General features: G+C 68.7%; 20 protein-coding genes. 15 read left to right on the top strand and 5 right to left on the bottom strand.

The window, feature by feature from the left end:
* Nucleotide 1: 1 nt before the first annotated feature.
* The gene (locus ACQUSX_RS11450) at nt 2-976 is read right to left on the bottom strand and encodes an aldo/keto reductase (RefSeq protein ID WP_428907043.1); all 975 of its coding nucleotides are present in this window, start codon (nt 974-976) and stop codon (nt 2-4) included.
* On the bottom strand, nt 963-2,258 hold the full coding sequence (locus ACQUSX_RS11445; RefSeq protein ID WP_428907042.1) for an L-fuconate dehydratase: 1,296 nt from the start codon (nt 2,256-2,258) through the stop codon (nt 963-965). The genes ACQUSX_RS11450 and ACQUSX_RS11445 overlap by 14 nt, the downstream gene beginning before the upstream one ends.
* Before the next feature lie 117 nt (nt 2,259-2,375).
* Between ACQUSX_RS11445 and ACQUSX_RS11440 the strand changes: the two genes are divergently transcribed.
* From ACQUSX_RS11440 to ACQUSX_RS11430, 3 genes are all read left to right on the top strand, one after another.
* Nucleotides 2,376-3,236, top strand: a complete 861-nt coding sequence (locus ACQUSX_RS11440) for a fumarylacetoacetate hydrolase family protein (protein ID WP_428907041.1) — start codon at nt 2,376-2,378, stop codon at nt 3,234-3,236.
* A complete protein-coding gene (locus tag ACQUSX_RS11435) occupies nt 3,233-3,985 on the top strand; it encodes an SDR family NAD(P)-dependent oxidoreductase (RefSeq protein WP_428907040.1) in 753 nt (250 codons plus the stop codon). The genes ACQUSX_RS11440 and ACQUSX_RS11435 overlap by 4 nt, the downstream gene beginning before the upstream one ends.
* Nucleotides 3,986-4,492: 507 nt before the next feature.
* Nucleotides 4,493-5,203, top strand: a complete 711-nt coding sequence (locus ACQUSX_RS11430) for a hypothetical protein (RefSeq protein WP_428907039.1) — start codon at nt 4,493-4,495, stop codon at nt 5,201-5,203.
* Between the two features lie 134 nt (nt 5,204-5,337).
* Here ACQUSX_RS11430 and ACQUSX_RS11425 read toward each other — a convergent pair whose 3' ends face one another.
* Nucleotides 5,338-6,216: an amidohydrolase family protein gene (locus ACQUSX_RS11425; protein ID WP_428907038.1), complete on the bottom strand. Its 879-nt coding sequence runs from the start codon at nt 6,214-6,216 to the stop codon at nt 5,338-5,340.
* Nucleotides 6,217-6,273: 57 nt separating this feature from the next.
* Between ACQUSX_RS11425 and ACQUSX_RS11420 the strand changes: the two genes are divergently transcribed.
* A complete protein-coding gene (locus tag ACQUSX_RS11420; RefSeq protein WP_428907037.1) occupies nt 6,274-6,954 on the top strand; it encodes a FadR/GntR family transcriptional regulator in 681 nt (226 codons plus the stop codon).
* Between the two features lie 91 nt (nt 6,955-7,045).
* On the opposite strand, the gene ACQUSX_RS11415 is transcribed toward ACQUSX_RS11420, so the two are convergent.
* Complete coding sequence (locus ACQUSX_RS11415; protein ID WP_428907036.1) at nt 7,046-7,702, bottom strand: transaldolase family protein; 657 nt, start codon at nt 7,700-7,702, stop codon at nt 7,046-7,048.
* A gap of 129 nt (nt 7,703-7,831) precedes the next feature.
* Between ACQUSX_RS11415 and ACQUSX_RS11410 the strand changes: the two genes are divergently transcribed.
* The 7 genes from ACQUSX_RS11410 (at nt 7,832) to ACQUSX_RS11380 (ending at nt 14,643) form a co-directional block, all read left to right on the top strand.
* Nucleotides 7,832-8,803, top strand: a complete 972-nt coding sequence (locus tag ACQUSX_RS11410; protein ID WP_428907035.1) for a ribokinase — start codon at nt 7,832-7,834, stop codon at nt 8,801-8,803.
* Nucleotides 8,804-8,810: 7 nt separating this feature from the next.
* Nucleotides 8,811-9,209: a D-ribose pyranase gene (rbsD, locus tag ACQUSX_RS11405; RefSeq protein ID WP_428907034.1), complete on the top strand. Its 399-nt coding sequence runs from the start codon at nt 8,811-8,813 to the stop codon at nt 9,207-9,209.
* 8 nt (nt 9,210-9,217) lie between these two features.
* On the top strand, nt 9,218-9,985 hold the full coding sequence (locus tag ACQUSX_RS11400; RefSeq protein WP_428907033.1) for a GntR family transcriptional regulator: 768 nt from the start codon (nt 9,218-9,220) through the stop codon (nt 9,983-9,985).
* A gap of 59 nt (nt 9,986-10,044) precedes the next feature.
* Nucleotides 10,045-11,106, top strand: coding sequence for a PLP-dependent cysteine synthase family protein (locus tag ACQUSX_RS11395; protein ID WP_428907032.1), 1,062 nt, complete (start codon nt 10,045-10,047; stop codon nt 11,104-11,106).
* A 134-nt stretch (nt 11,107-11,240) separates the two neighbouring features.
* A complete protein-coding gene (locus tag ACQUSX_RS11390; protein WP_428907031.1) occupies nt 11,241-12,557 on the top strand; it encodes an MFS transporter in 1,317 nt (438 codons plus the stop codon).
* Nucleotides 12,558-12,677: 120 nt separating this feature from the next.
* On the top strand, nt 12,678-13,190 hold the full coding sequence (locus ACQUSX_RS11385) for a glycine cleavage system transcriptional repressor (RefSeq protein WP_428907030.1): 513 nt from the start codon (nt 12,678-12,680) through the stop codon (nt 13,188-13,190).
* A gap of 58 nt (nt 13,191-13,248) precedes the next feature.
* Nucleotides 13,249-14,643 carry an FAD-binding oxidoreductase gene (locus ACQUSX_RS11380; RefSeq protein ID WP_428907029.1) on the top strand — a complete coding sequence of 465 codons (1,395 nt, stop codon included), beginning with the start codon at nt 13,249-13,251 and terminating at the stop codon, nt 14,641-14,643.
* A 29-nt stretch (nt 14,644-14,672) separates the two neighbouring features.
* On the opposite strand, the gene ACQUSX_RS11375 is transcribed toward ACQUSX_RS11380, so the two are convergent.
* Entirely contained in the window at nt 14,673-15,368 is a 696-nt protein-coding gene (locus tag ACQUSX_RS11375; RefSeq protein ID WP_428907028.1) for a FadR/GntR family transcriptional regulator, read from the bottom strand.
* Nucleotides 15,369-15,529: 161 nt separating this feature from the next.
* Between ACQUSX_RS11375 and ACQUSX_RS11370 the strand changes: the two genes are divergently transcribed.
* Genes ACQUSX_RS11370 through ACQUSX_RS11355 form a run of 4 tightly spaced genes read left to right on the top strand, consistent with a single transcriptional unit; the run spans nt 15,530 to nt 19,978 of the window.
* Nucleotides 15,530-16,765 carry an aminotransferase class V-fold PLP-dependent enzyme gene (locus tag ACQUSX_RS11370; protein WP_428907027.1) on the top strand — a complete coding sequence of 412 codons (1,236 nt, stop codon included), beginning with the start codon at nt 15,530-15,532 and terminating at the stop codon, nt 16,763-16,765.
* Between the two features lie 49 nt (nt 16,766-16,814).
* Nucleotides 16,815-18,125: an ABC transporter substrate-binding protein gene (locus tag ACQUSX_RS11365; RefSeq protein ID WP_428907026.1), complete on the top strand. Its 1,311-nt coding sequence runs from the start codon at nt 16,815-16,817 to the stop codon at nt 18,123-18,125.
* 3 nt (nt 18,126-18,128) lie between these two features.
* On the top strand, nt 18,129-19,073 hold the full coding sequence (locus tag ACQUSX_RS11360; protein ID WP_428907025.1) for a carbohydrate ABC transporter permease: 945 nt from the start codon (nt 18,129-18,131) through the stop codon (nt 19,071-19,073).
* Nucleotides 19,070-19,978 (top strand): carbohydrate ABC transporter permease, encoded by a 909-nt coding sequence (locus ACQUSX_RS11355; RefSeq protein WP_428907024.1) that lies wholly within the window; start codon nt 19,070-19,072, stop codon nt 19,976-19,978. The genes ACQUSX_RS11360 and ACQUSX_RS11355 overlap by 4 nt, the downstream gene beginning before the upstream one ends.
* Nucleotides 19,979-20,070: the final 92 nt, after the last annotated feature.

Below are 20,070 nucleotides of genomic sequence, written 5' to 3'. Positions count from 1 at the left end.
CTCAGGCGGGGATGAGTCCTTCTTCGGCGAGTTCGCCCCAGAGCCCGGCCGGGATCTGCAGCGCCGCGTACTCGGCATTCTGCCGCAGCTGGGCGGGGCGGCTGCCGCCCACGACCACCGAGCGGACGGATGCCGCGCGAAGCGGGAACTGGATCGCCGCGGCGGGGAGCGGCACTTCGTGCGCCTTGCAGATCGTGGCGATGCGCACGAGGCGGTCCCACAGTTCGTCGGGAAGCTGACCGTACTCGTAGCGGCCGTCCCGGCGCGGCTCGCTCTGCGCGAGCAGGCCGGAGTTGAACACGGATGCCGCGACGATGCCGGTTCCGCGCTCGTCGCACGCCGGCAGCACGTCGACCGCGGCGGGCTGCTCGAGCAGCGTGTAGCGGCCGGCGACCATGATCAGGTCGAGATCGGCTTCGCGAACCGACCGCGTCAGGGCATCCGACACCATCGATCCGACGCCGACCGCCCCGACCAGCCCCTCGTCGCGCACCTTCTCGAGAGCAGGGAAGGCCGAGGCTATCGCGAGTTCGAGGTCGTTGCGCTCGGGGTCGTGCAGGTAGACCAGGTCCATCCGCTCGATCCCGAGGCGCTCCTGCGACTCAGCGATGCTGGCGCGGATGCCGTCCTCGGTGAAGTCCCACTCGCGGCGCTGGTCGTCCGCGACGAAGAAGTCGTTATCGGTGTCGAGGCCGCCCGGCTGGTGGTCGGGGTTCGGGCGCAGCAGGCGCCCGGCCTTCGTCGACAGCACGAACTCGTCACGCGGCTTCGTCTGCAGGAACGCGCCGAGGCGCTTCTCGGACAGGCCCAGGCCGTAGTGCGGCGCGGTGTCGAAATAGCGGATGCCGGAATCCCAGGCCGCCTCGAGCACCGCCCACGCCTCGTCGTCGCTCAGCTCTCGGAACAGGTTGCCGACGTTGGCGGCACCGTATCCGAGCTCGGGGAGGGTGAGCGGCGCGCGCTCAGTCGATGACATGCTGCCCGGTCCAGGTGTACTTGGCGATGCTCTCGGACTTCATCTCCATGCTCGTGCCCGGCGCGGTGGGCGCCATGTACGAGCCGCCCTGGATGTCGGTCGGGACGACGAAGTGCTCGTGCAGGTGATCGACGAACTCGATGAGCCGGCCCTCGCGGGTTCCCGTCACGGCGACGAAGTCGAACATCGACAGGTGCTGCACGGCCTCGCACAGACCGACGCCTCCGGCGTGCGGGCAGACCGGCACACCGAACTTGGCGGCCAGCAGCAGGTTCGCGATGTTCTCGTTGACACCGGCGACGCGCACCGAGTCGATCTGCATGACCTCGATGGCGTTCGCCTGCAGCAGCTGCTTGAAGATCACCCGGTTCTGCGCGTGCTCGCCGGTGGCGACGCGGATCGGGGCGATGCCGCGGGCGATCTCGGCGTGGCCGAGGACATCGTCCGGGCTGGTGGGCTCTTCGACCCAGGCCGGGTTGAACTCGGCGAGCGCGTTCACCCATTCGATCGCCTCGGCGACCTCCCAGCGCTGGTTGGCGTCGATCGCGATCGGGAAGTCGGGACCGCACACCTCGCGCGCCTTGCGGAAGCGGCGGATGTCGTCGTCGAGGTCGTCGCCGACCTTCAGCTTGATCTGCGTGAAGCCGTCGGCCATCGCCTCGCGCGCGAGTCGCTCCAGCTTCTCATCGGAGTAGCCGAGCCAGCCGGGGCTGGTGGTGTAGCCCGGGTAGCCGGTCGCCAGCAGCTCGGCCTCGCGCTCCTCACGACCGGGCACGGCCGCACGCAGGATCTCGAGCGCGTCCTCGCGGGTGAGGGCGTTGCCGAGGTAGCGGAAGTCGACCAGGTCGACGATCTGCTCGGGGGTCATCCGGGCGAGCAGCTGCCAGAGCGGCAGACCGGCGCGCTTGGCCTTGATGTCCCACAGGGCGTTGATCACGGCGCCGATGGCCATGTGCATGACGCCCTTCTCGGGGCCGAGCCAGCGCAGCTGCGAGTCGCCGATGATGTCGCGGAACGTGCCGCCCATGTCATCGAGCAGCGGCTCGATCTCGCGGCCGACGAGGTGCCCGGCGAGGGCGTCGATCGCGGCGACCTGCACGTCGTTGCCGCGGCCGATCGTGAAGACGAAGGAGTGACCCTCGATGCCGTCCTCGGCGTCCGTGCGCACGATCACGTACGCCGCCGAGTAATCGGGGTCGGGATTCATGGCATCCGAGCCGTCCAGGCTCAAAGACGTGGGAAAGCGGATGTCGCTGGTGTCCAGCGCGACGATACGGCTCACGGTGCTCCTTCGGTGCGTCGAATGACGCAGACACTTGGAGTGTAAACATCCGATGTCTATACTGTCAATCGGTGGGCGCCGCAGAGAGAGCCCATCCCGAAGACCTGGAGGAGAACCATGAAGTTCGCTCGACTCGGCGAGTCCGGAAGCGAGATCCCCGTCGTCATCGACGCCGACCGCACCTTCGACCTGCGCCCCCTGACATCCGATGTGAACGGCGACTTCCTCGCCGCCGACCCCGTCGCGCGCACCCAGGCGGCACTGGATGCCGGTGAGCTTCCCGAGCTCGACGGCGCCGCCGAGCTGCGCATCGGCGCTCCGATCGCCCGCCCGAGCGCCGTCATCTGCATCGGCCAGAACTACGCAGCCCACGCCCGCGAGTCCGGTGCCGAGCCGCCCACGGTGCCGATCATGTTCCTGAAGACCCCGAACACGGTCGTCGGCCCCAACGACACGGTCACGATCCCCCGCGGCAGCGAGAAGACCGACTGGGAGGTCGAGCTCGGCATCGTCATCGGCACGCGCGCCGCGTACCTCGATTCGGTTGAGGAGGCGGATGCCCACATCGCCGGCTACGTCGTGGCCAACGACGTCTCGGAGCGCGCCTTCCAGATGGAGGTGTCGGGAGGCCAGTGGTCGAAGGGCAAGATCGCCTTCGGCTTCAACCCGACCGGCCCGTGGCTGGTCACCCCCGACGAGGTCGACGTCGACAACCTGAACCTGCGCAGCTTCGTCAACGGCGAGGCCCGTCAGGACTCGAACACGAACGACATGATCTTCGATGTCCGCACGATCGTGCACCACCTGTCGCAGTACGTCACCCTCGAGCCGGGCGATCTGATCCTCACGGGCACGCCGCAGGGCGTCGCCTTCGGCGGCAAGTTCCCGTATCTGAAGGCCGGCGACGTCGTCGACATCGAGATCGAGGGCCTGGGCAGCCAGCGCCAGGAGTTCGTCGCGTGGGAGGCTGCGAAGTGAGCGGTCAGCTGGAAGGTCTCGTCGCGATCGTCACCGGCGGCGCATCCGGAATCGGCGCGTCGGTGGCCGCGAAGCTGCATGCCGAAGGCGCGCAGATCGCCGTCCTCGACCGCGACACCGCCGGAGCGGATGCCGCATTCGCCGCGTTCACGGCAGACGTCTCCGACCGCGCATCCGTGGATGCCGCCGTCGCAGCGGTCGCCGAGAAGTTCGGCCGCATCGACATCGTCATCAACAACGCCGGCATCGGCGCGCAGGGCGACATCACCGCCAACGACGACGACGAGTGGGCACGCGTGCTCTCCATCAACGTCACCGGCATCGCCCGCGTCACCGCGGCGGCTCTGCCCTGGCTGCGGAAGTCGCCTTCGGCGGCGGTCTGCAACACGGCATCCATCGCCTCGACCACCGGCCTGCCGCAGCGCGCGCTGTACTCGGCGTCCAAGGGCGCCGTCTCGGCGCTGACCCGCGCCATGGCCGCGGATCACCTGCGCGAGGGCATCCGAGTCAACGCCGTCAACCCCGGCACCGCCGACACCCCGTGGGTCGGCCGCCTGCTCGACTCGGCCGCGGACCCGGCTGCCGAGCGCGCCGCGCTCAACGCCCGCCAGCCGCACGGCCGCCTGGTCTCGCCCGATGAGGTCGCAGCCGCCGTGCTGTACCTCGTCTCGCCGTCCGCCGGCTCGACGACCGGCACGTGCATCGAGGTCGACGGCGGCATGGCCGCCCTCCGCCTCCGCTCCGAGTAGCCGTCCGGGGCAGCCGTCCGGGGGTCTTCCGGCCGGTCGTCCCCGCTTCCAGGTCGCACTCATTGCCGCTAAAGCCCGAAATCCTGCCTCCAGGTCGCACTGGTTGCCGCTAACGCGCACGAATAGCGGCAACCGTTGCGACCTGGACGCGGGCGGCGGCGTGCCATCCGCCTGTGGACAACTCGGGCGAGCATCCGATGAGGAATGGCATCGTGAAGCGATGCGCCCCGCAGCTCCTCTGCCACCCAGCTTGGGCCCGCAGTTCCGGGTCGATACAGCGATGGATGCTGGTGTGAATCGCGGCCGGCTGCGTCGCTCAGACCTCGAAGCCCCGTTCATCGGCTTGCGTGTACAGCCGATCGAGATGGATCTCGACGATCTCGACCCGTACACGCGGCAGATCACCGAACGACGGATACAGGCGTTCCGCTACGCTCCTCTTCTGCGTCCGCGACAGTTCCTCAGTCACGAGCCGCCGTCGCGATCTGGGGCGGTCCACTGCCTTTGGTGTTTCCCCCGCCGCCAGAAGACGGGGTCTCCGAGGTCGCTCGTGATCCACTCGACGGCCGCGACCTCGACGTACATGTCAGCACGCTCGGCAAGGGACCGCTGGTTCGCGCGGCGAACGTGAAGGGCCATCGTGCTGACCCGCGCGGTGTCCATCTGCTGAACGCCCGAGGACTTCCCGTCGCCAGTCCGGCGACCTCCTGGGCTCAGCTCGCTCACCTGAGCCTGATCGATCTGGTGGCTCTCGGCGACTACTACTGCCGAGTCTGGCGACCGGGACCCGGTCGCCCTGATGCAGGGCAGCGATCACACGCAAGCATCGACGAGTTGCGCTCGACGATCGCGCTGACGCGGTGGGCCGGCATTCGCCGACTGCGTCAGGCGGTCGAGCTGGTCCGAGAAGACTCCTGGTCACCGCGCGAATCGCAGGTTCGCTGTCATCTCGTGCTCGCGGGCCTGCCCGAACCCGCGCTGAATCATGACGTCTACGACAGACACGGACGATTCATCGGCTGCGTCGACCTCGCCTATCCGACGCAGAAGGTCGCGATTGAATACCACGGCTTCCTGCACAGCTCCCAGTACGCGGCGGACGTCGAGCGGATCGCCGCGCTGCGCGCCGCCGGGTGGACAGTCATCGAGGTGACCAGCGCTCTCTTCGCTCGGCCCCGGCACCTCGTCGCCCGTGTCCGCGCCGCACTCAACGGTTGACCGGGCGCCAGCATCCGATCCGACGGTCCAGGTCGCACTGGTTGCCGCCAAATCGCCGCGATAGCGGCAACGAATGCGACCTGGGGGGACGAAGGAACGCACCTCCGATGCCGGGCCGGACCGGGCCGGCACGGTCAGCGGATGCCGTAGAACGCCAGCGCGTTCGACCAGAAGATCTTCTCGGCATCCAAGCCGCGCGACACCGCCCAGTCGGCGACGGTGCGGAACCAGCGCTGGCGCGCGCCGGCGAGGTAGGCCCCGCCGTCCGGAGCCCGGAAGTCGATGGACGAGACCGGCCAGTCGCTCCCCCACATCAGGCGGCCTTCGCCGAACGCGGCGAGGGCGGCGTCCAGAAACGGCACCACCTGGGCATCCGCCCAGTGGCCGCCGGTCTCGGCGGGAAGGCCCGAGAGCTTGCAGAACACCTGCGGGCTCGATGCCAGCTCTCGCAGGTCCCCCAGCCACTCCGGATTGGGCTCGAGCGGCGCATCCGCCGTCCCGATCGCCGGTTTGCCGAGATGGTCGAGCACGATCCCCAGCTCGGGGACGGCCGCCGCGAGCGCCGTGACATCCGGGATCTGGTGCGCCCGCACGCACGCGTCGAACGTCCACCCTCGGGATGCCACGGCGCGCGCACCTGCGACGAAGGCATCCGTCCCTGCGAAGCCGTCGGACTCGCCCTGCAGAAGGTGACGAACCCCGACCACTCGGTCGTGCTCCGCGAGCGCGGCGAGGTGCGCTTCCGTCTCAGCTCCCCTGTCGAGCCTGGCGCCGGCGACGATGGCGACGACGCCCGAGGCGAGCGCGATCGAGTCGACCCAGCGCACCTCGTCGATGGTGTGCTCCTCGATCGGGTCGGCCTGCACGAAGATGGCCGCCTCTTCCGAGACGCCCTGCAACTGCTCCTCGTTGATCTCGATCTCGGCGAACGCCCAGTCGAGGGCTCCGTCGAGCCAGGTGTAGGAGAGGACTGCGGGATCCCACAGGTGCAGATGAGAATCGATGACGCGCATGCGCCCATCCTCACACAGCGCGAGACAGACATCGGATCATTGTGCGAGGATGTCGCCATGGCTGTCACTGACGAGGCGATCGAGAAGATCAAGGCGATGATCGTGTCCGGCGAGCTGAGCCCGGGCGACCGGCTTCCCCCCGAGAAGGAGCTCGCCGAGCGCCTCGGCCTGTCGCGCAACTCGATGCGCGAGGCGGTGAAGGCCCTTGAGGTCATCCGCGTGCTCGACGTCCGACGCGGCGATGGCACCTACGTGACCAGCCTCGAGCCGCACCTGCTGCTGGAGGCCATCAGCTTCGTCGTCGACATGCACGACGACGATTCGCTGCTCGAGTTGTTCGCCGTGCGTCGGATGCTGGAATCTCAGGCGACCGGCCTCGCCGCCGGCAACGCCTCTCCCGATGACGCGCAGGCACTGATCGACGAGGTCGAGTCGGTCGATCCGGGCACCGTGTCGATCGATGACCTGGTCGCGCACGACATCCGCTTCCACGGCCAGATCGTCCACCTGACGCAGAACGGCTATCTGTCCAGCCTGATCGACGGCCTCGGCAGCCAGACCATCCGCGCGCGGGTGTGGCGCGGCCTCACTGAGCAGGGCGCCGTCGAGCGCACCCTGTCGGAGCACCGCGCCATCGCCGACGCGATCGCCCAGCACGACTCGGCGCTCGCGACATCCCTCGCCACCGCGCACGTCGCAGGCGTGGAGCGCTGGCTGCGCCAGGCCACCCCGTCCTAGCATCCGACGGCGGCGGCAGATCCCCCGCTCCGTATGAGTTCGTGCCGCGAAAACGGCGTTTCAGCGACCGAAACTCATACGGGAGCAGTCATCACGCGCCGAGTCGGACCATCGCGGCGTCGAACTCCGCGGCCGACGAATCGCTGACTCCATCGAACAGCAGCGCGTCGAGCACGTCCGGCGCGGCGGTGAAACAGGGAACGCCGGCGAGCCGCAGGTCGACGATGTCCTTCGGCGAGCGCAGGCTGGCGGCCAGCACGTTCGTGTCGCTGCCCTCGCACACCTGCTGCATCCGGGCGATCAGGTCGTCGCCGTCCATCCCGGCATCCCGCATCCGTCCGAGGTACGGCGCGATGTACCGCACGCCGATGCTCGCGCACGCGAGCGCCTGGGCGACGGAGTAGACGGCGGTGACCAGCACCGAGACGCCGTCGCGCACGAGAGCGGATGCTGCCGCGAACCCCTCTGCCGTCGCGGGCACCTTCACCGCGACGCGCTCGCCCAGCTCGATCAGGCCCGACGCGTTGCGCAGAAAAGCGTCACGGTCGCCGCCCCAGGTCTGGAAGAACACCTCGCGGGCGCCCTCGCCGACCCAGCGCTCGTACAGGGCCGGGATCTCGTCCGCGGTGCGTCCGCCGCGCTCCAGGATCGTGGGGTTGGTCGTCACGCCGTGCACGACGCCCGCCGCCAGCAGGCGGCCGACTCGATCGACGTCGGCACTGTCCACGTACAGCCGGGGCGCGGTCATTCGATTCTCCTCACACGCCCAACCTGTCGTTACAGGTGGGGATGCGGCTAATGTAATGACAGCATCCGCCTCTGTCAAAAGACGATGCCCTGTCAAAGAGGATGCCGTGTCACTGACGATCGGGAGAATATGACCAGCGACCAGTCCGCCCGCACCGGCGTCGTCATCGTCGGCAGCGTGACCGCCGACGTGACCACCTTCTCGCAGCGCCTGCCCGCGCGCGGAGAGACGATCCTGGGCGATCAGTTCACTCTGCTGCTGGGCGGAAAGGGCGCCAACCAGGCCGTCTCCTCCGGTCTGGCCGGTGCGCGCACGAGCTTCGTCGGATGCGTCGGCGACGACCTGTTCCACGACCTCGTCGTCGACGGGCTCAGCAATGCCGGCGTCGACCTCACGCATCTGCGCACGGTTCCCGGCCCGACCGGCATCGCGCACATCCGCGTCGACGCGTCGGCGCAGAACGACATCGTCATGGTGCCGCTGGCGAACGCGCACCTCAGCCCCGAGCAGATCGACGCCGCACTCGAGGCGCTCGCTCCCACAACCTCCGTGCTGCTGACACAGCTCGAGACCCCGGCATCCCTCACGCTGCACATCACCACCCGCGCTCGCGAGCACGGCATGACCGTCGTGCTCGACCCGGCTCCCGCCGCGACGCTGGATGCCGCGGTGTGGGCGAACATCGACATCGTCACCCCGAACGAGACCGAGGCGACGATCATGAGCGGCATCGAGGTCACCGACTCCGAGTCGGCCGAGCGCGCAGGGCGCTGGTTCCTCGAGCAGGGTGCGGGCGCCGCCGTCATCACGATGGCGGAGCGCGGCTCGTGCGTCGTCACCGCAGACGGCACCACGTTCATCGAGCCGATTCCCGTCGAACCGATCGACACGACCGCCGCCGGCGACGCCTACGCCGGCTACCTCGGCGCCGCTCTCGCACAGGGCTGGTCGCTCGCCGACGCGACCCGCCTGGCCAGCGCCGCCGGCGCGATCGCCGTCACCCGGCAGGGTGCCTCACCCAGCCTGCCGAGCCGAGACGAGGTCGACGCGCTGCTGGCATCCTCCGATGCGACGCGCCTCGCACCGGCATCCGAAAGCTGAGGGAGACATGCGCAAAACGGCCACCACCATCAATCCGGCTCTGTCGCGGGTCATCAGCGAGACCGGACACACTGACCAGATCGTCGTCACCGATGCCGGCCTGCCGATCCCGGTCGGTGCGGAGCGCATCGATCTCGCCTACCGCCCCGGCGCCCCGGCGTTCTTCGACGTGCTCGACACCGTGCTGGCGGAGCTCGTGGTCGAGGGCGCGACCGTCTCAGCGGAGGTCGCGGAGCACAGCCCGCACGTGCTGGAGGCGCTGCGCGAGCGGCTGCCCGGAATCGAGATCGAGCTGGTGCCGCACGTCGAGTTCAAGAAGCAGACGCATCAGGCGCGCGCCTTCGTGCGCTCCGGAGAGTTCACCCCGTACGCGAACGTGATCCTGCACGCGGGGGTCGCATACTGATGACCGTCATGATCGAGGGAATCGACCGCCGCTCGGCCGCCCCGATGTACGACCAGCTGCGACGGCTGATCGTAGAGGGCATCGAGCGCGACGGTCTGCAGCCCGGCGACCCGCTGCCGGGCGAGCACCGACTGTGCGAGACCTACGGCATCTCGCGCACCGTCGTGCGGCAGGCGCTGGCGCAGCTCGAGCACGAGGGGCTGGTCGAGCGGGTCAAGGGCAAGGGCACGTTCGTCGCGCGTCCGCGCACGCCCGAGTCGCTCGTCCACACGCTCGTCGGTCTGTACGACGAGGTGGAGCGCCGCGGCGGGCACGTCCGAAGCGACATCCTGCGCCACGAGCGCAGTGTGGCGGATGCCGAGGTCGCGGCCGCTCTGGAGCTGGACGAGGGCGCGCCGATCGTCGTGCTGGAGCGACTGCGGCACGTCGACGACGACGTCTGGTCGCTGTCGACGACGTGGATGCCGGATGCCGTCGGCGTCCACTCGCTCGAAGCCGACCTCAGCAACGCCTCGCTGTACCGGCTGCTGGCCGAGCACGGCATCGTCGCCACCCACGGCGTCCGCTCGGCCGAGGCGACCGTCGCCACCCACGACCAGGCGCGGCTGCTGGGCGTGAGCACGGGTGCGGCACTGCTGCGGCTGCGCAGCGTGAGCCGTGACGAGTCAGGACGCCCGATCGAGTTCTTCGTCGCCTACCACCGCGGCGATCGCTCGCGCTTCGAGTTCCAGCTCGGCCCCGAGCAGTCCCAGGGCACGCTGATCCGCATCCCCTGACCGCGAGGGCCTGCTGAGCCGCCGGAAGGTCTGCTTCACCCGCCGACTACGCTCGAACCATGAGCGAATGGGTCAGTTCCGCCATCCAGGTCCTCGAGGCGGATGCCAACCGCTCGGCCGACACGCACCTGCATCTCTTCCCGCTGCCGGCGGAGTGGGGCATCGACCTGTATCTGAAGGACGAGTCCGTGCATCCGACGGGTTCGCTCAAGCACCGCCTCGCGCGCTCGCTCATCCTCTACGGGCTGGTCAACGGGCTGATCGACGAGGGCACCACGCTGGTCGAGTCGTCGAGCGGCTCGACGGCCGTCTCGGAGGCGTACTTCGCCCGCATGCTCGGTCTGAAGTTCATCACCGTGGTGCCCCGATCGACCAGTCAGGAGAAGATCGACCTCATCGAGTTCTACGGCGGCAGCTGCCACTTCGTGGACCGCGCCGAAGACATCTCCCCCGAGGCGCGGCGCCTCGCCGCCGGCTGCAACGGCCACTATCTCGACCAGTTCACCTTCGCCGAGCGCGCGACCGACTGGCGCGGCAACAACAACATCGCCGAAAGCGTGTTCAGCCAGTTGGCGCAGGAGCGGCATCCGGTGCCGCGCTGGATCGTCGTCGGCGCCGGAACCGGCGGAACCAGCGCGACCTTCGGCCGCTACGTGCGCTACCGCCGCCACGAGACGGAGGTCGCCGTCGTCGATCCGGAGGGATCGGCGTTCCACGCGGGCTGGAAGGGCGATGCGGATGCCACCGGCTCACCCAGCCGCATCGAGGGCATCGGCCGCCCACGGGTGGAGCCGTCTTTCGTGCCGAGCGTGATCGACGAGATGATCCAGGTGCCCGACGCCGCCTCGGTCGCAGCGATCCGGCTGCTGCGCGAGCGCACGCTGCACTGGGCGGGCGGCTCGACCGGCACCAACCTCTACGGCGCGTTCGAGCTGATCGGCCGGATGCGCGAGGCCGGCGAGACGGGCAGCGTCGTCACGCTGATCTGCGACAGCGGGATCCGCTACGCCCAGACGTACTACTCCGACGAATGGGTCGCCGCGCAGGGGTGGGATCTCGCCCCGCACCGCGAGCGGATGGAGCGCTTCCTCGCCGGAGGCGGCTGGGACGACGCCCGCTGACACAGCGGCAGCATGGATTTGGCATCGGGAAACATCCGATGTTCTAATGGACGCATTCCCCACAGCCTGCAGGTTTCTGCCTGTGCTCAGTCGTGCTTCGCGGGATCTCCGTCAGAAACATAGGAGTTGTGACCATGTCCACCGAAACCGCCGTCGTCACGGAGGATTCTCCCGAACGCGCACGGAACATCCGCCGCACCGCCTGGGCCGGCATCGTCGGCAGCGTCGTGGAGTACTACGACTTCACGCTGTTCGGCCTCGCCGCCGCCCTCGTGTTCGGCCCGCTCTTCTTCCCCGGCGCCGACCCGGCCACCCAGGTGATCAACTCGCTGCTGACCTTCGCGATCGGCTACTTCGGACGCCCGATCGGCGGCGTGCTGTTCAGCCACTACGGCGACCGGATCGGACGCAAGCCGATGCTCGTGATGACCCTGATGCTGATGGGTCTGGCGACGCTCGCGATCGGCCTGCTGCCCACTTATGCGCAGATCGGCCTGTGGGCGCCGATCCTGCTCGCCGTGTGCCGCATCCTGCAGGGAATGGGCGCCGGAGCCGAGTATGTCGGCTCGCTGGTGATGATGGCCGAGTCCGGTGACCGCAAGCGCTTCGGCCTGCGCGTCGCCCTGCCCGGCATGGGCGTCTTCGGCGGCATCGTCATCGCAACCGGCGTGTTCGCGCTCATCGCGCTGCTGCCCGAAGAAGCGCTGTTCAGCTGGGGCTGGCGCGTGCCGTTCCTGATCAGCGTGGTCACGCTCGGCGTCGGCCTGTGGATCCGCACCGGCATCCACGAGACCGAGGAGTTCCGCGAGATCCGCGCCGAGGGCCGCATCGCGCGCTTCCCGATCGTGGACGCGGTCCGCTCGCAGTGGCGTGAGATCCTGATCGGCGTCGGCATCAACGGACCATACCTCGCCTTCTCGTCGCTCACGCAGGTGTACCTGCTGTCGTACCTGACCGGCACTCTCGGCTACCCGCCCTCATTCGGCCTCGTGGCGAACCTCGTGTCGTCGGTGCTCGCGATCGGCATCGTCCCTCTCACGGGGCACCTCGGCGACCTCCTCGGCCGCCGCCGCATCTGGCTGTTCGGCGCCGGTGTGTTCCTCGTCTTCGGCGCGCTCGTGTTCCCGATGTTCGCGACCGGCAACGAGGCGATCATCATCCTGGCGATGGTGCTCGGCATCTCGGTCGGCCTCGCCACCATGTACGCCACCCAGGGCGCCATCCTCACGGCGCTGTTCGACCCGCAGCACCGCCTGTCGGCCGTCGTGCTGGTGCGCGAGCCCACCGCGGCGCTGATCGCCGGCCCGACGCCCGCGTTCGCCGCCTGGCTCGTGCTCATCGCGGGTGGCGCGACCTGGCCGATCACGCTGTTCTTCGCGATCGCCTCGATCATCGCCGCCGGAACCGCGCTGCTCGGATGGAAGCGCCTGGCGCGCGTCGAGTCGCAGTAGCCCGCCGCAACTCCGGAGAAACTCCCCCGACCTCGCCCCGAAGCCCGATTTCCGGACTTCGGGGCGAGGTTTATCCGGAGTTGTGGACGGCGCTGCCCGGCACCCGGCTACGCTGACGGCATGACCACGCTCATCCTCACGGTCGCGGGAGCGGATCGCCCCGGGCTCGTATCCGCCGTCGCCGACATCGTCGACACTCACCGCGGCAACTGGGAGAACAGCCGGCTCGCCGAGCTCGCCGGAACCTTCGCCGGCATCATCGAGATCTCGGTCTCGCCGGAGCACGTCGATGAGCTCCGCTCGGCGCTCGGAGCACTCGACGGCCTGCTCGCCGTGACCGTGCAGACCGGGTCGGATGCCACAGAAGCCGCCGACACGGCGCAGCGCATCTCGCTCACTGTGCTCGGCAACGACCGGCCCGGCATCGTCCGCGAGGTGTCCGGCGTGCTGAACGCCCACGCGCTGAGCATCGAGAGCATGACCACCGAGACGCGGGATGCCGCGATGGCCGGCGGGCGGCTGTTCGAGTCGGAGGTCACCGCGACCGTGCCCGCGACCGCCGATGTGGATGCCCTGCGCGCAGCGCTCGAGCGGCTCGCCACCGAGATCCAGGTCGACATCACCCTGGGCTGAGAGCTTCCTTCACGCCGGCGCTGTCGGCATCCGATCCCGTCTTCTGCAAAGGTGCCCCGTGACGAACGATCCCGTGACCGCTGAGAACGTCATCGCCGACCTGCTCGCCGCCCTGCCCGAGGGCGCGGTGATCACCTCCCCCGAGTCACTGCAGGCCTACCGCCACGACCGTGCCAACGATCCGAATGCCGGCACGCCGCTCGCCGTGGTGCGGGCGACGTCGACCGACGACGTGCAGGCGGCCGTGCGCATCGCCGCGGCGGAAGGCGTCGCGATCATCCCTCGCGGGGCGGGGTCGGGACTGTCCGGCGGGTCGTCCGCCGTGGACGGCGCGATCGTCGTCTCGCTGGAGCGCATGCGTGAGATCCGCATCGATCCGGCGGTGCAGATGGCCGTCGTGCAGCCGGGCGCCTTCAACACCGAGGTCAAGGCCGCGGCATCCGAGCACGGGCTCTGGTACCCGCCGGACCCGTCCTCGCAGGACTTCTGCTCGATCGGCGGCAACGTCGCCACCAACGCCGGCGGGCTGTGCTGCGTGAAGTACGGGGTGACCAGCGACTATGTGCTCGGCCTGACGGTGGTGCTCGCAGACGGGCGGGCCGTGAAGCTCGGCGGGCCACGGCTGAAGGACGTCGCCGGGCTGTCGCTGACGAAGCTGTTCGTCGGCAGCGAGGGCACCCTCGGCATCGTCACCGAAGTGGTGCTGCGGCTGGTTCCGGCACAGCAGCCGCCGACGACGCTGGTGGCCATGTTCCCGACCCTCGCCGGTGCGATACGGGCCGTCGTCGACATCAAGGCGGCGATGCGCCCCTCGATGCTCGAGTTCATGGACCAGGTCGCGATCAACGCCGTCGAGGACGTCGTGCGGATGGACCTCGACCGCACCGCCGCCGCGATGCTGCTCGTGCAGTCCGACGAGTCCGAGGCGGTCGCCGCGGCACAGGCCCTCGTGATCGAGTCGCTGTGCGAGATCGCGGGAGCGACCGAGGTGTACGCGACGAGCGACCCGGACGAGAGCGAGGCGCTGATCGCCGCCCGGCGCATGGCTATCCCCGCCGTGGAGCGCCGCGGGGCCTTGCTGCTCGAAGACGTCGGCGTGCCGCTGCCGCGGCTGGCCGATCTCGTCGAGGGCGTCCGGCTGATCGCGGAGCGCAACGGCATCGAGATCTCGATCGTGGCACACGCGGGCGACGGCAATACGCATCCGCTGCTGGTCTTCGATCGTGAGGATGCCGAACAGCGCATCCGCGCCGATCGCGCCTTCGGCGAGGTGATGGATCTGGCCCTCGCACTGGACGGCACGATCACCGGTGAGCACGGCGTCGGCCGGCTCAAGCAGCCCTGGCTTGCCGACTACCTGGGCGACGATGTGCTCGAACTGAACCTGCGGATCAAGAACGCCCTCGACCCGCAGAACATCATGAACCCCGGAGCCGTGTTCGGCGCGCTCTGAGCTGCGCCCGCGCTCGCCCGTCGCGGTGCTCAGTCGGTGAGGCCGATGGCGTCCGGCTGCAGTCTGCGCAGCCAGTACTCGGTCTGGGCGACGTGGCCGGCAGCGGCCGCCGATGCGGCGACAGGGTCGCGTGACTCGAGACCACGCAGGATCGCCCGGTGTCCGGCATCCGAGAGCACTTTGATCTCGGCGGCGCTCTCGGTGCGGAAGATCCGGTAGGCGCGCGAGCGCGCCCGGAACACGGCCAGCAGGCTCGCCAGCGCCGAGTTGCCTGCGATCTCCGCGATGCGCATGTGGAAGAGGTGATCGAGCCGCGAGACCTCGGCGTCGTCCTCCGTGCCCTCCAGCTCGATCAGCAGTTCGTCCAGCTCGGCGAGGGCGGCGTCCTCGATGCGCGCCGTGGCGAGCGCAGCGGCGTGGGCCTCAAGCGCGCGACGCAGCTCATACAGCTCCAGGATCGAGTCGAGCGGCAGCAGCCCGACCGTCAGCGAGAGACTGCCGATCAGGTCTCCGGCGTTCAGGTCGCTGACGTAGCTCCCCGACCCATGCCGGGTCTCGAGCACGCCTAGCGCCGCGAGCATCCGGATGCCCTCGCGCAGCGATCCGCGCGAGACGCCGAGCCGCTCGCACAGCTCACCCTCACTCGGCAGCCGGTCTCCTGGCCGGAGCGTTCCGTCGGCGATCAACGCGCGCAGCCCGTGCACGGCGGTGTCCAGCGCGCCCATCCCGGTCCTCCCTCGCGGAGCTTGTTCTGCGAGTCTGACGGATCTTGCACCGTCGACCAATTTGTATAACAACTTAGCGCGTCTAGCCCGCTCGAGGTGGCGCAAACGCGACCGATATGCCAAAGTTGTGCAACAACTCCCTGAATCGCCGATGAGGATCCATGACGGCTGCACCCTTCCCCGCTCCGCTCGCGCTGACGTCGTACCCCCGTGCGCGGGACGCGTGGCCGCTGGATCCCGACGTGATCCACCTCAACCACGGATCCTTCGGCGCCGTGCCCACGGAGGTCGTCGAGCACCAGAACGCGCTGCGCGAGCGTGCCGACCGCAGCCCCGTCGAGTGGTTCCCCCGCATCGCAGAGCGGGTGCGCGTCGCACGCGAGCAGACCGCGCCCTTCGTCGGTGCGCTTGCGGAAGACAGCGCGTTCGTGCCGAACGCCTCGGCAGCGGCGACCATCGTCTACAACTCGCTGCGCCTGAGCGTCGGCGAGGAGATCCTCGTCACCGAGCACGGATACGGCGCGATCACGATGGGCGCGCAGCGCCTGGCACGACGGTTCGGCGCGACGGTGCGCACCGTGGAGCTGCCGCTGCTGGCATCCGAGGATGAGATCGTGCAGCGCTTCGCGGACGCGATCACCGACCGCACCCGCCTCATCATCGTCGACCAGATCACGTCTCCGACGGCCCGCGTGCTGCCGACCCGGCGCATCGCCGAGCTGGCCGCCATCCGCGGCGTGCGCACCCTCGTCGACGGCGCCCACGCCCCCGGTCTCATCGAGAACGCCGCGGCGCAGGGCGGCGGCGACTGGTGGTTCGGCAACATGCACAAATGGCCGAGCGCACCCCGCGGGTCGGCGCTGCTGGTGACCTCGGCCGTCGACCGGCAGGACCTGTGGCCCCTGATCGACTCCTGGGGCGCGCCCGAGCCGTACCCGGACCGCTTCGACACTCAGGGCACGATCGACGCCACCACCTACCTGAGCACGCCCGCCGCCATCGAGTTCATCGAGCGGGAGTACGGCTGGGCCGCGGCCCGCGAGACCCTGCCGCTGATGGCGGATGCTGGAGCCGAGGCGATCGCCGAAGCGCTGCGTCCGTTCAGCGACGAGGATCCGCTGACGATCCTGCCGTCTGCCGCCCCGTCGATGCGCCTGATCCGGCTGCCCCTCGGACTCGGCGCCAGCCGCGAGGAGGCCGACGAGCTGCGCATGCAGCTGCTGGACGAGGTCGGCGTCGAGACCGCATTCACCAGCTTCCGCGGCATCGGCTACTTCCGCCTCTCCGTGCACCTGTACACCGAGGCATCCGACATCGATGCATTCATCGAGCGCTGCGTTCCGCAACTGCTGCAGCGAGCCGGCATCCGCACGGCTGCCCAGGCCATCATCGCCTGACCACCTTCACCTGACCACCCGACAAGAACCACAGAATGAGAGGCTACTCATGAAGCGCAAGATGCTGATGACCGCCGCGGGGATCGGCACCGTCGCCGCCCTCGCCCTCACCGGATGCTCATCCGGCAGCGGACCGGCGGCCGACGGAACCGTCACGCTGCAGATGGTCGAGAGCCTGACCAACCCGGCGCGCACCGACCTGATCCGCGGCCTGCTCGACGAGTTCGAGAAGGACAACCCGAAGATCAAGGTCGATCTCGTCTCGCCGCCGACCGAGCAGGCAGACCAGAAGATCCAGCAGATGCTGCAGTCCGGCAAGGGCGTCGACGTGCTCGAGGTGCGCGACATCACCGTCGGCCCGTTCGCGAACAACGGCTGGCTGCACGACCTGACCTCGGACCTCGAGGCCTGGGACGGCTGGGACGCGCTCACCGACAACGCGAAGTCCGCCTCCGTCGCCGAGGACGGCAAGCGCTACTTCGTGCCGTACGGCTTCTACGGCCTCTCGCTCTTCTACCGCACCGACCTGGTGAAGGAGGCGGGCTTCGACGGCCCGCCGCACAGCTGGGCCGATCTGCTCGAGCAGGCATCCGCGATCCAGGACCCGTCGAAGAACATCTACGGCTACGCCTTCCGCGGCGGCCCGAACGCCAACAGCAACGTGGTCGCGGCGATCGAGGCGTATGTCATCGACGACCTGAACGTCGACGACGCGTTCCTGATGAACGACGGGTCGACGATCTTCGCCGCCCCCGAGGCGCAGGATGCCCTCGACGACTACTTCGCACTGTTCGAGCAGGCGTCCCCGCCGTCCGCCGTCTCGTGGGGCTACCCCGAGATGGTCGCCGGCTTCACGAACGGGTCGACCGCGTTCCTGCTCCAGGATCCCGAGGTGATCGCGACCGTGCAGGACTCCTCTCTGACGGAGGAGCAGTGGGACACCGCGCCGCTGCTGGTCGGACCGTCCGGCAAGGCCGCTCAGCCGCTGGCCGTGGCCGGCTGGGGCGTCGCCGAGAACAGCCAGAACAAGGAGGCCGCCACGAAGCTGGTGGAGTTCCTCGCCTCGGCCGAGCCGGCGACCGAGTTCGCCCAGGCGAACAGCCTCGTGCCGATCATCGCCGCCGCGGCGGAGGACGAGTTCTACTCGACCGGCCCGTGGACGAGCTACGTCACGATGACCGAGAACCCCGACACCTACATCAACGTGCGTCAGCCCCGTGGCGTGAGCTGGTGGACGGAGTGGATCCAGAAGTCCGACCAGGAGGTGCAGAAGGTGCTGCTGGGAGACATGACCACCACCGAGCTGCTGAAGTCCTGGGACGAGTTCTGGACGGAGAAGTACGCAGCGGAGAAGGGCTGACCCTTGTCGCTTCGCACCCGCACGGGAGGCTCCGCCGGCACCGCCGTCGGGGCCTCCCCCTCCCGTCGCCGCCCGTTCCGCGCTCGCCACGCGCTCACGCTGCTCGCGTTCATGCTGCCCGCGGTCGTGTTCGTGGCATGGTTCACGTACTTCCCGATGCTGCAGGGCGCCCGCATGGCGTTCCACGACTGGAACCTGTGGGACCTCACCTCGACGCCGTTCGTAGGCTTCGACAACTTCATCGCCGTGTTCCAGAACCCGGCGTTCCCGACGATCGCGTGGAACTCCGTGCTCTGGGTCGTCGGCTCACTCGTGCCGCAGCTCGTGATCGGATTCCTCATCGCGCTGGCGCTGCGCAAGAAGTTCCGCTTCCGCGGGCTGTATCAGGCACTCGTCTTCTTCCCCTGGGCCGTCTCAGGCTTCCTGATCGGGATGCTGTTCCGCTGGATGTTCAACGCGGAATTCGGCGTCATCAACGATCTGCTCATGAAGGTCGGGATGATCGATCAGCCGCTGCCATGGCTGGCCGACCCGAAGCTCGCGATGGTCGCCGTGATCGCTGCGAACATCTGGTACGGGGTGACGTTCTTCGCGATCATGATCCTCGCGGCTCTGCAGTCGGTTCCCGACGACATGCTGGAGGCTGCGAGCCTGGACGGCGCAGGCAAAGCGCGTCAGCTCTTCTCGATCATCATCCCGTACATCTCGATGACGCTGTTCCTGACGGTCCTGCTGCGGGTCATCTGGATCTTCAACTTCCCGGACGTCATCTGGGCGATGACGAACGGCGGCCCGGCGAACCAGACGCACATCATCACGACCTGGATGATCGACTACACCCAGCAGGGCAACTACGGCATCGCCAGCGCGATCGGTCTGATCGTCGTGGCGTTCCTGTTCGTGTTCTGCGCCTTCTACCTGATGGCGATGAGGAGAGTGCAGCGATGAGCACCATGACCGAGACCTCGTCGACCGATACGCGTCGCATGACCGTTCCCGTCGGTGCGGCTCCGGCCCGCACCCGGCGTCGGGTGAGTGTCGGCGGCGTGGTGCGGATGGTCGGGCTGGCCATCTGGCTGATCATCACGCTGTTCCCGCTGTACTGGATCGCGCTGACCTCGTTCAAGTCGCCGGGCACGATCAACACGTACCCGATCGAGTACTGGCCGAGCGACCCGTCGCTCGACAACTACATCAGCCTGTTCGAGAAGAGCTCGTTCGGGGTGTTCCTGATGAACTCCGCGCTGGTGGCACTGACCGCCGGCGCCGTGGCGACGCTGATCGCGCTGCTCAGCGCGTACGTGGTCGCCCGGTTCGAGTTCCGCGGCAAGGGCGCGGTGCTGATCGCATTCCTGCTGACGCAGATGATCCCCGCGTTCATCGCTCTCGGGCCGCTCTACTCGATGATGAGCGACCTGGGTCTGGTCGACACGAGGCCCGGTCTGATCCTGGTGTACATCGCGATCTGCATCCCGTTCTCGACGGTCATGCTGCGCGGGTTCTTCGAGAACGTCCCCGACGCTCTCGAAGAGGCGGCGATGATCGACGGATGCTCGCGGCTCGGCGCCCTGTTCCGGGTGCTCGTCCCGGTGATGACGCCGGGAATCATCGCGGCGTTCATCTTCAACTTCGTGAACTGCTGGAACGAGCTGTTCCTGTCGGTCGTCCTGATCAACACCGACGCGAACCGCACGGTGCCGTCGGCGCTGAACGGATTCATCTCGACGTTCAACATCGACTGGGGCTCGATGTCGGCGGCCGCGGTGCTGACGATCCTGCCGACCATGGTGATGTTCGCCCTCGCCAGCCGCTGGATCGTCGCCGGCCTGACCTCCGGCGCCGTCAAGGAGTAACCCGGCGCGCCCGGTCCGCGCCGCCCCGCCGGTCCCGGAACGCAACGAGGGGGCAAAAAATGCGGCATCCGAGTCGTCGGATGCCGCATTTT

The organism is Microbacterium alcoholitolerans, assembly GCF_050408615.1.
Lineage (GTDB): Bacteria > Actinomycetota > Actinomycetes > Actinomycetales > Microbacteriaceae > Microbacterium.
This window is presented reverse-complemented; position numbering and strand designations above follow the sequence as displayed.

Excerpts from the sequence above, each read along its gene's own strand:
- ACQUSX_RS11450 (WP_428907043.1), bottom strand. The coding sequence starts at position 976 with ATGTCATCGACTGAGCGCGCGCCGCTCACCCTCCCCGAGCTCGGATAC.
- ACQUSX_RS11440 (WP_428907041.1), top strand. The coding sequence starts at position 2,376 with ATGAAGTTCGCTCGACTCGGCGAGTCCGGAAGCGAGATCCCCGTCGTC.
- ACQUSX_RS11425 (WP_428907038.1), bottom strand. The coding sequence starts at position 6,216 with ATGCGCGTCATCGATTCTCATCTGCACCTGTGGGATCCCGCAGTCCTC.
- ACQUSX_RS11420 (WP_428907037.1), top strand. The coding sequence starts at position 6,274 with ATGGCTGTCACTGACGAGGCGATCGAGAAGATCAAGGCGATGATCGTG.
- ACQUSX_RS11415 (WP_428907036.1), bottom strand. The coding sequence starts at position 7,702 with ATGACCGCGCCCCGGCTGTACGTGGACAGTGCCGACGTCGATCGAGTC.
- ACQUSX_RS11410 (WP_428907035.1), top strand. The coding sequence starts at position 7,832 with ATGACCAGCGACCAGTCCGCCCGCACCGGCGTCGTCATCGTCGGCAGC.
- rbsD (WP_428907034.1), top strand. The coding sequence starts at position 8,811 with ATGCGCAAAACGGCCACCACCATCAATCCGGCTCTGTCGCGGGTCATC.
- ACQUSX_RS11400 (WP_428907033.1), top strand. The coding sequence starts at position 9,218 with ATGATCGAGGGAATCGACCGCCGCTCGGCCGCCCCGATGTACGACCAG.
- ACQUSX_RS11395 (WP_428907032.1), top strand. The coding sequence starts at position 10,045 with ATGAGCGAATGGGTCAGTTCCGCCATCCAGGTCCTCGAGGCGGATGCC.
- ACQUSX_RS11390 (WP_428907031.1), top strand. The coding sequence starts at position 11,241 with ATGTCCACCGAAACCGCCGTCGTCACGGAGGATTCTCCCGAACGCGCA.
- ACQUSX_RS11385 (WP_428907030.1), top strand. The coding sequence starts at position 12,678 with ATGACCACGCTCATCCTCACGGTCGCGGGAGCGGATCGCCCCGGGCTC.
- ACQUSX_RS11375 (WP_428907028.1), bottom strand. The coding sequence starts at position 15,368 with ATGGGCGCGCTGGACACCGCCGTGCACGGGCTGCGCGCGTTGATCGCC.
- ACQUSX_RS11370 (WP_428907027.1), top strand. The coding sequence starts at position 15,530 with ATGACGGCTGCACCCTTCCCCGCTCCGCTCGCGCTGACGTCGTACCCC.
- ACQUSX_RS11365 (WP_428907026.1), top strand. The coding sequence starts at position 16,815 with ATGAAGCGCAAGATGCTGATGACCGCCGCGGGGATCGGCACCGTCGCC.
- ACQUSX_RS11355 (WP_428907024.1), top strand. The coding sequence starts at position 19,070 with ATGAGCACCATGACCGAGACCTCGTCGACCGATACGCGTCGCATGACC.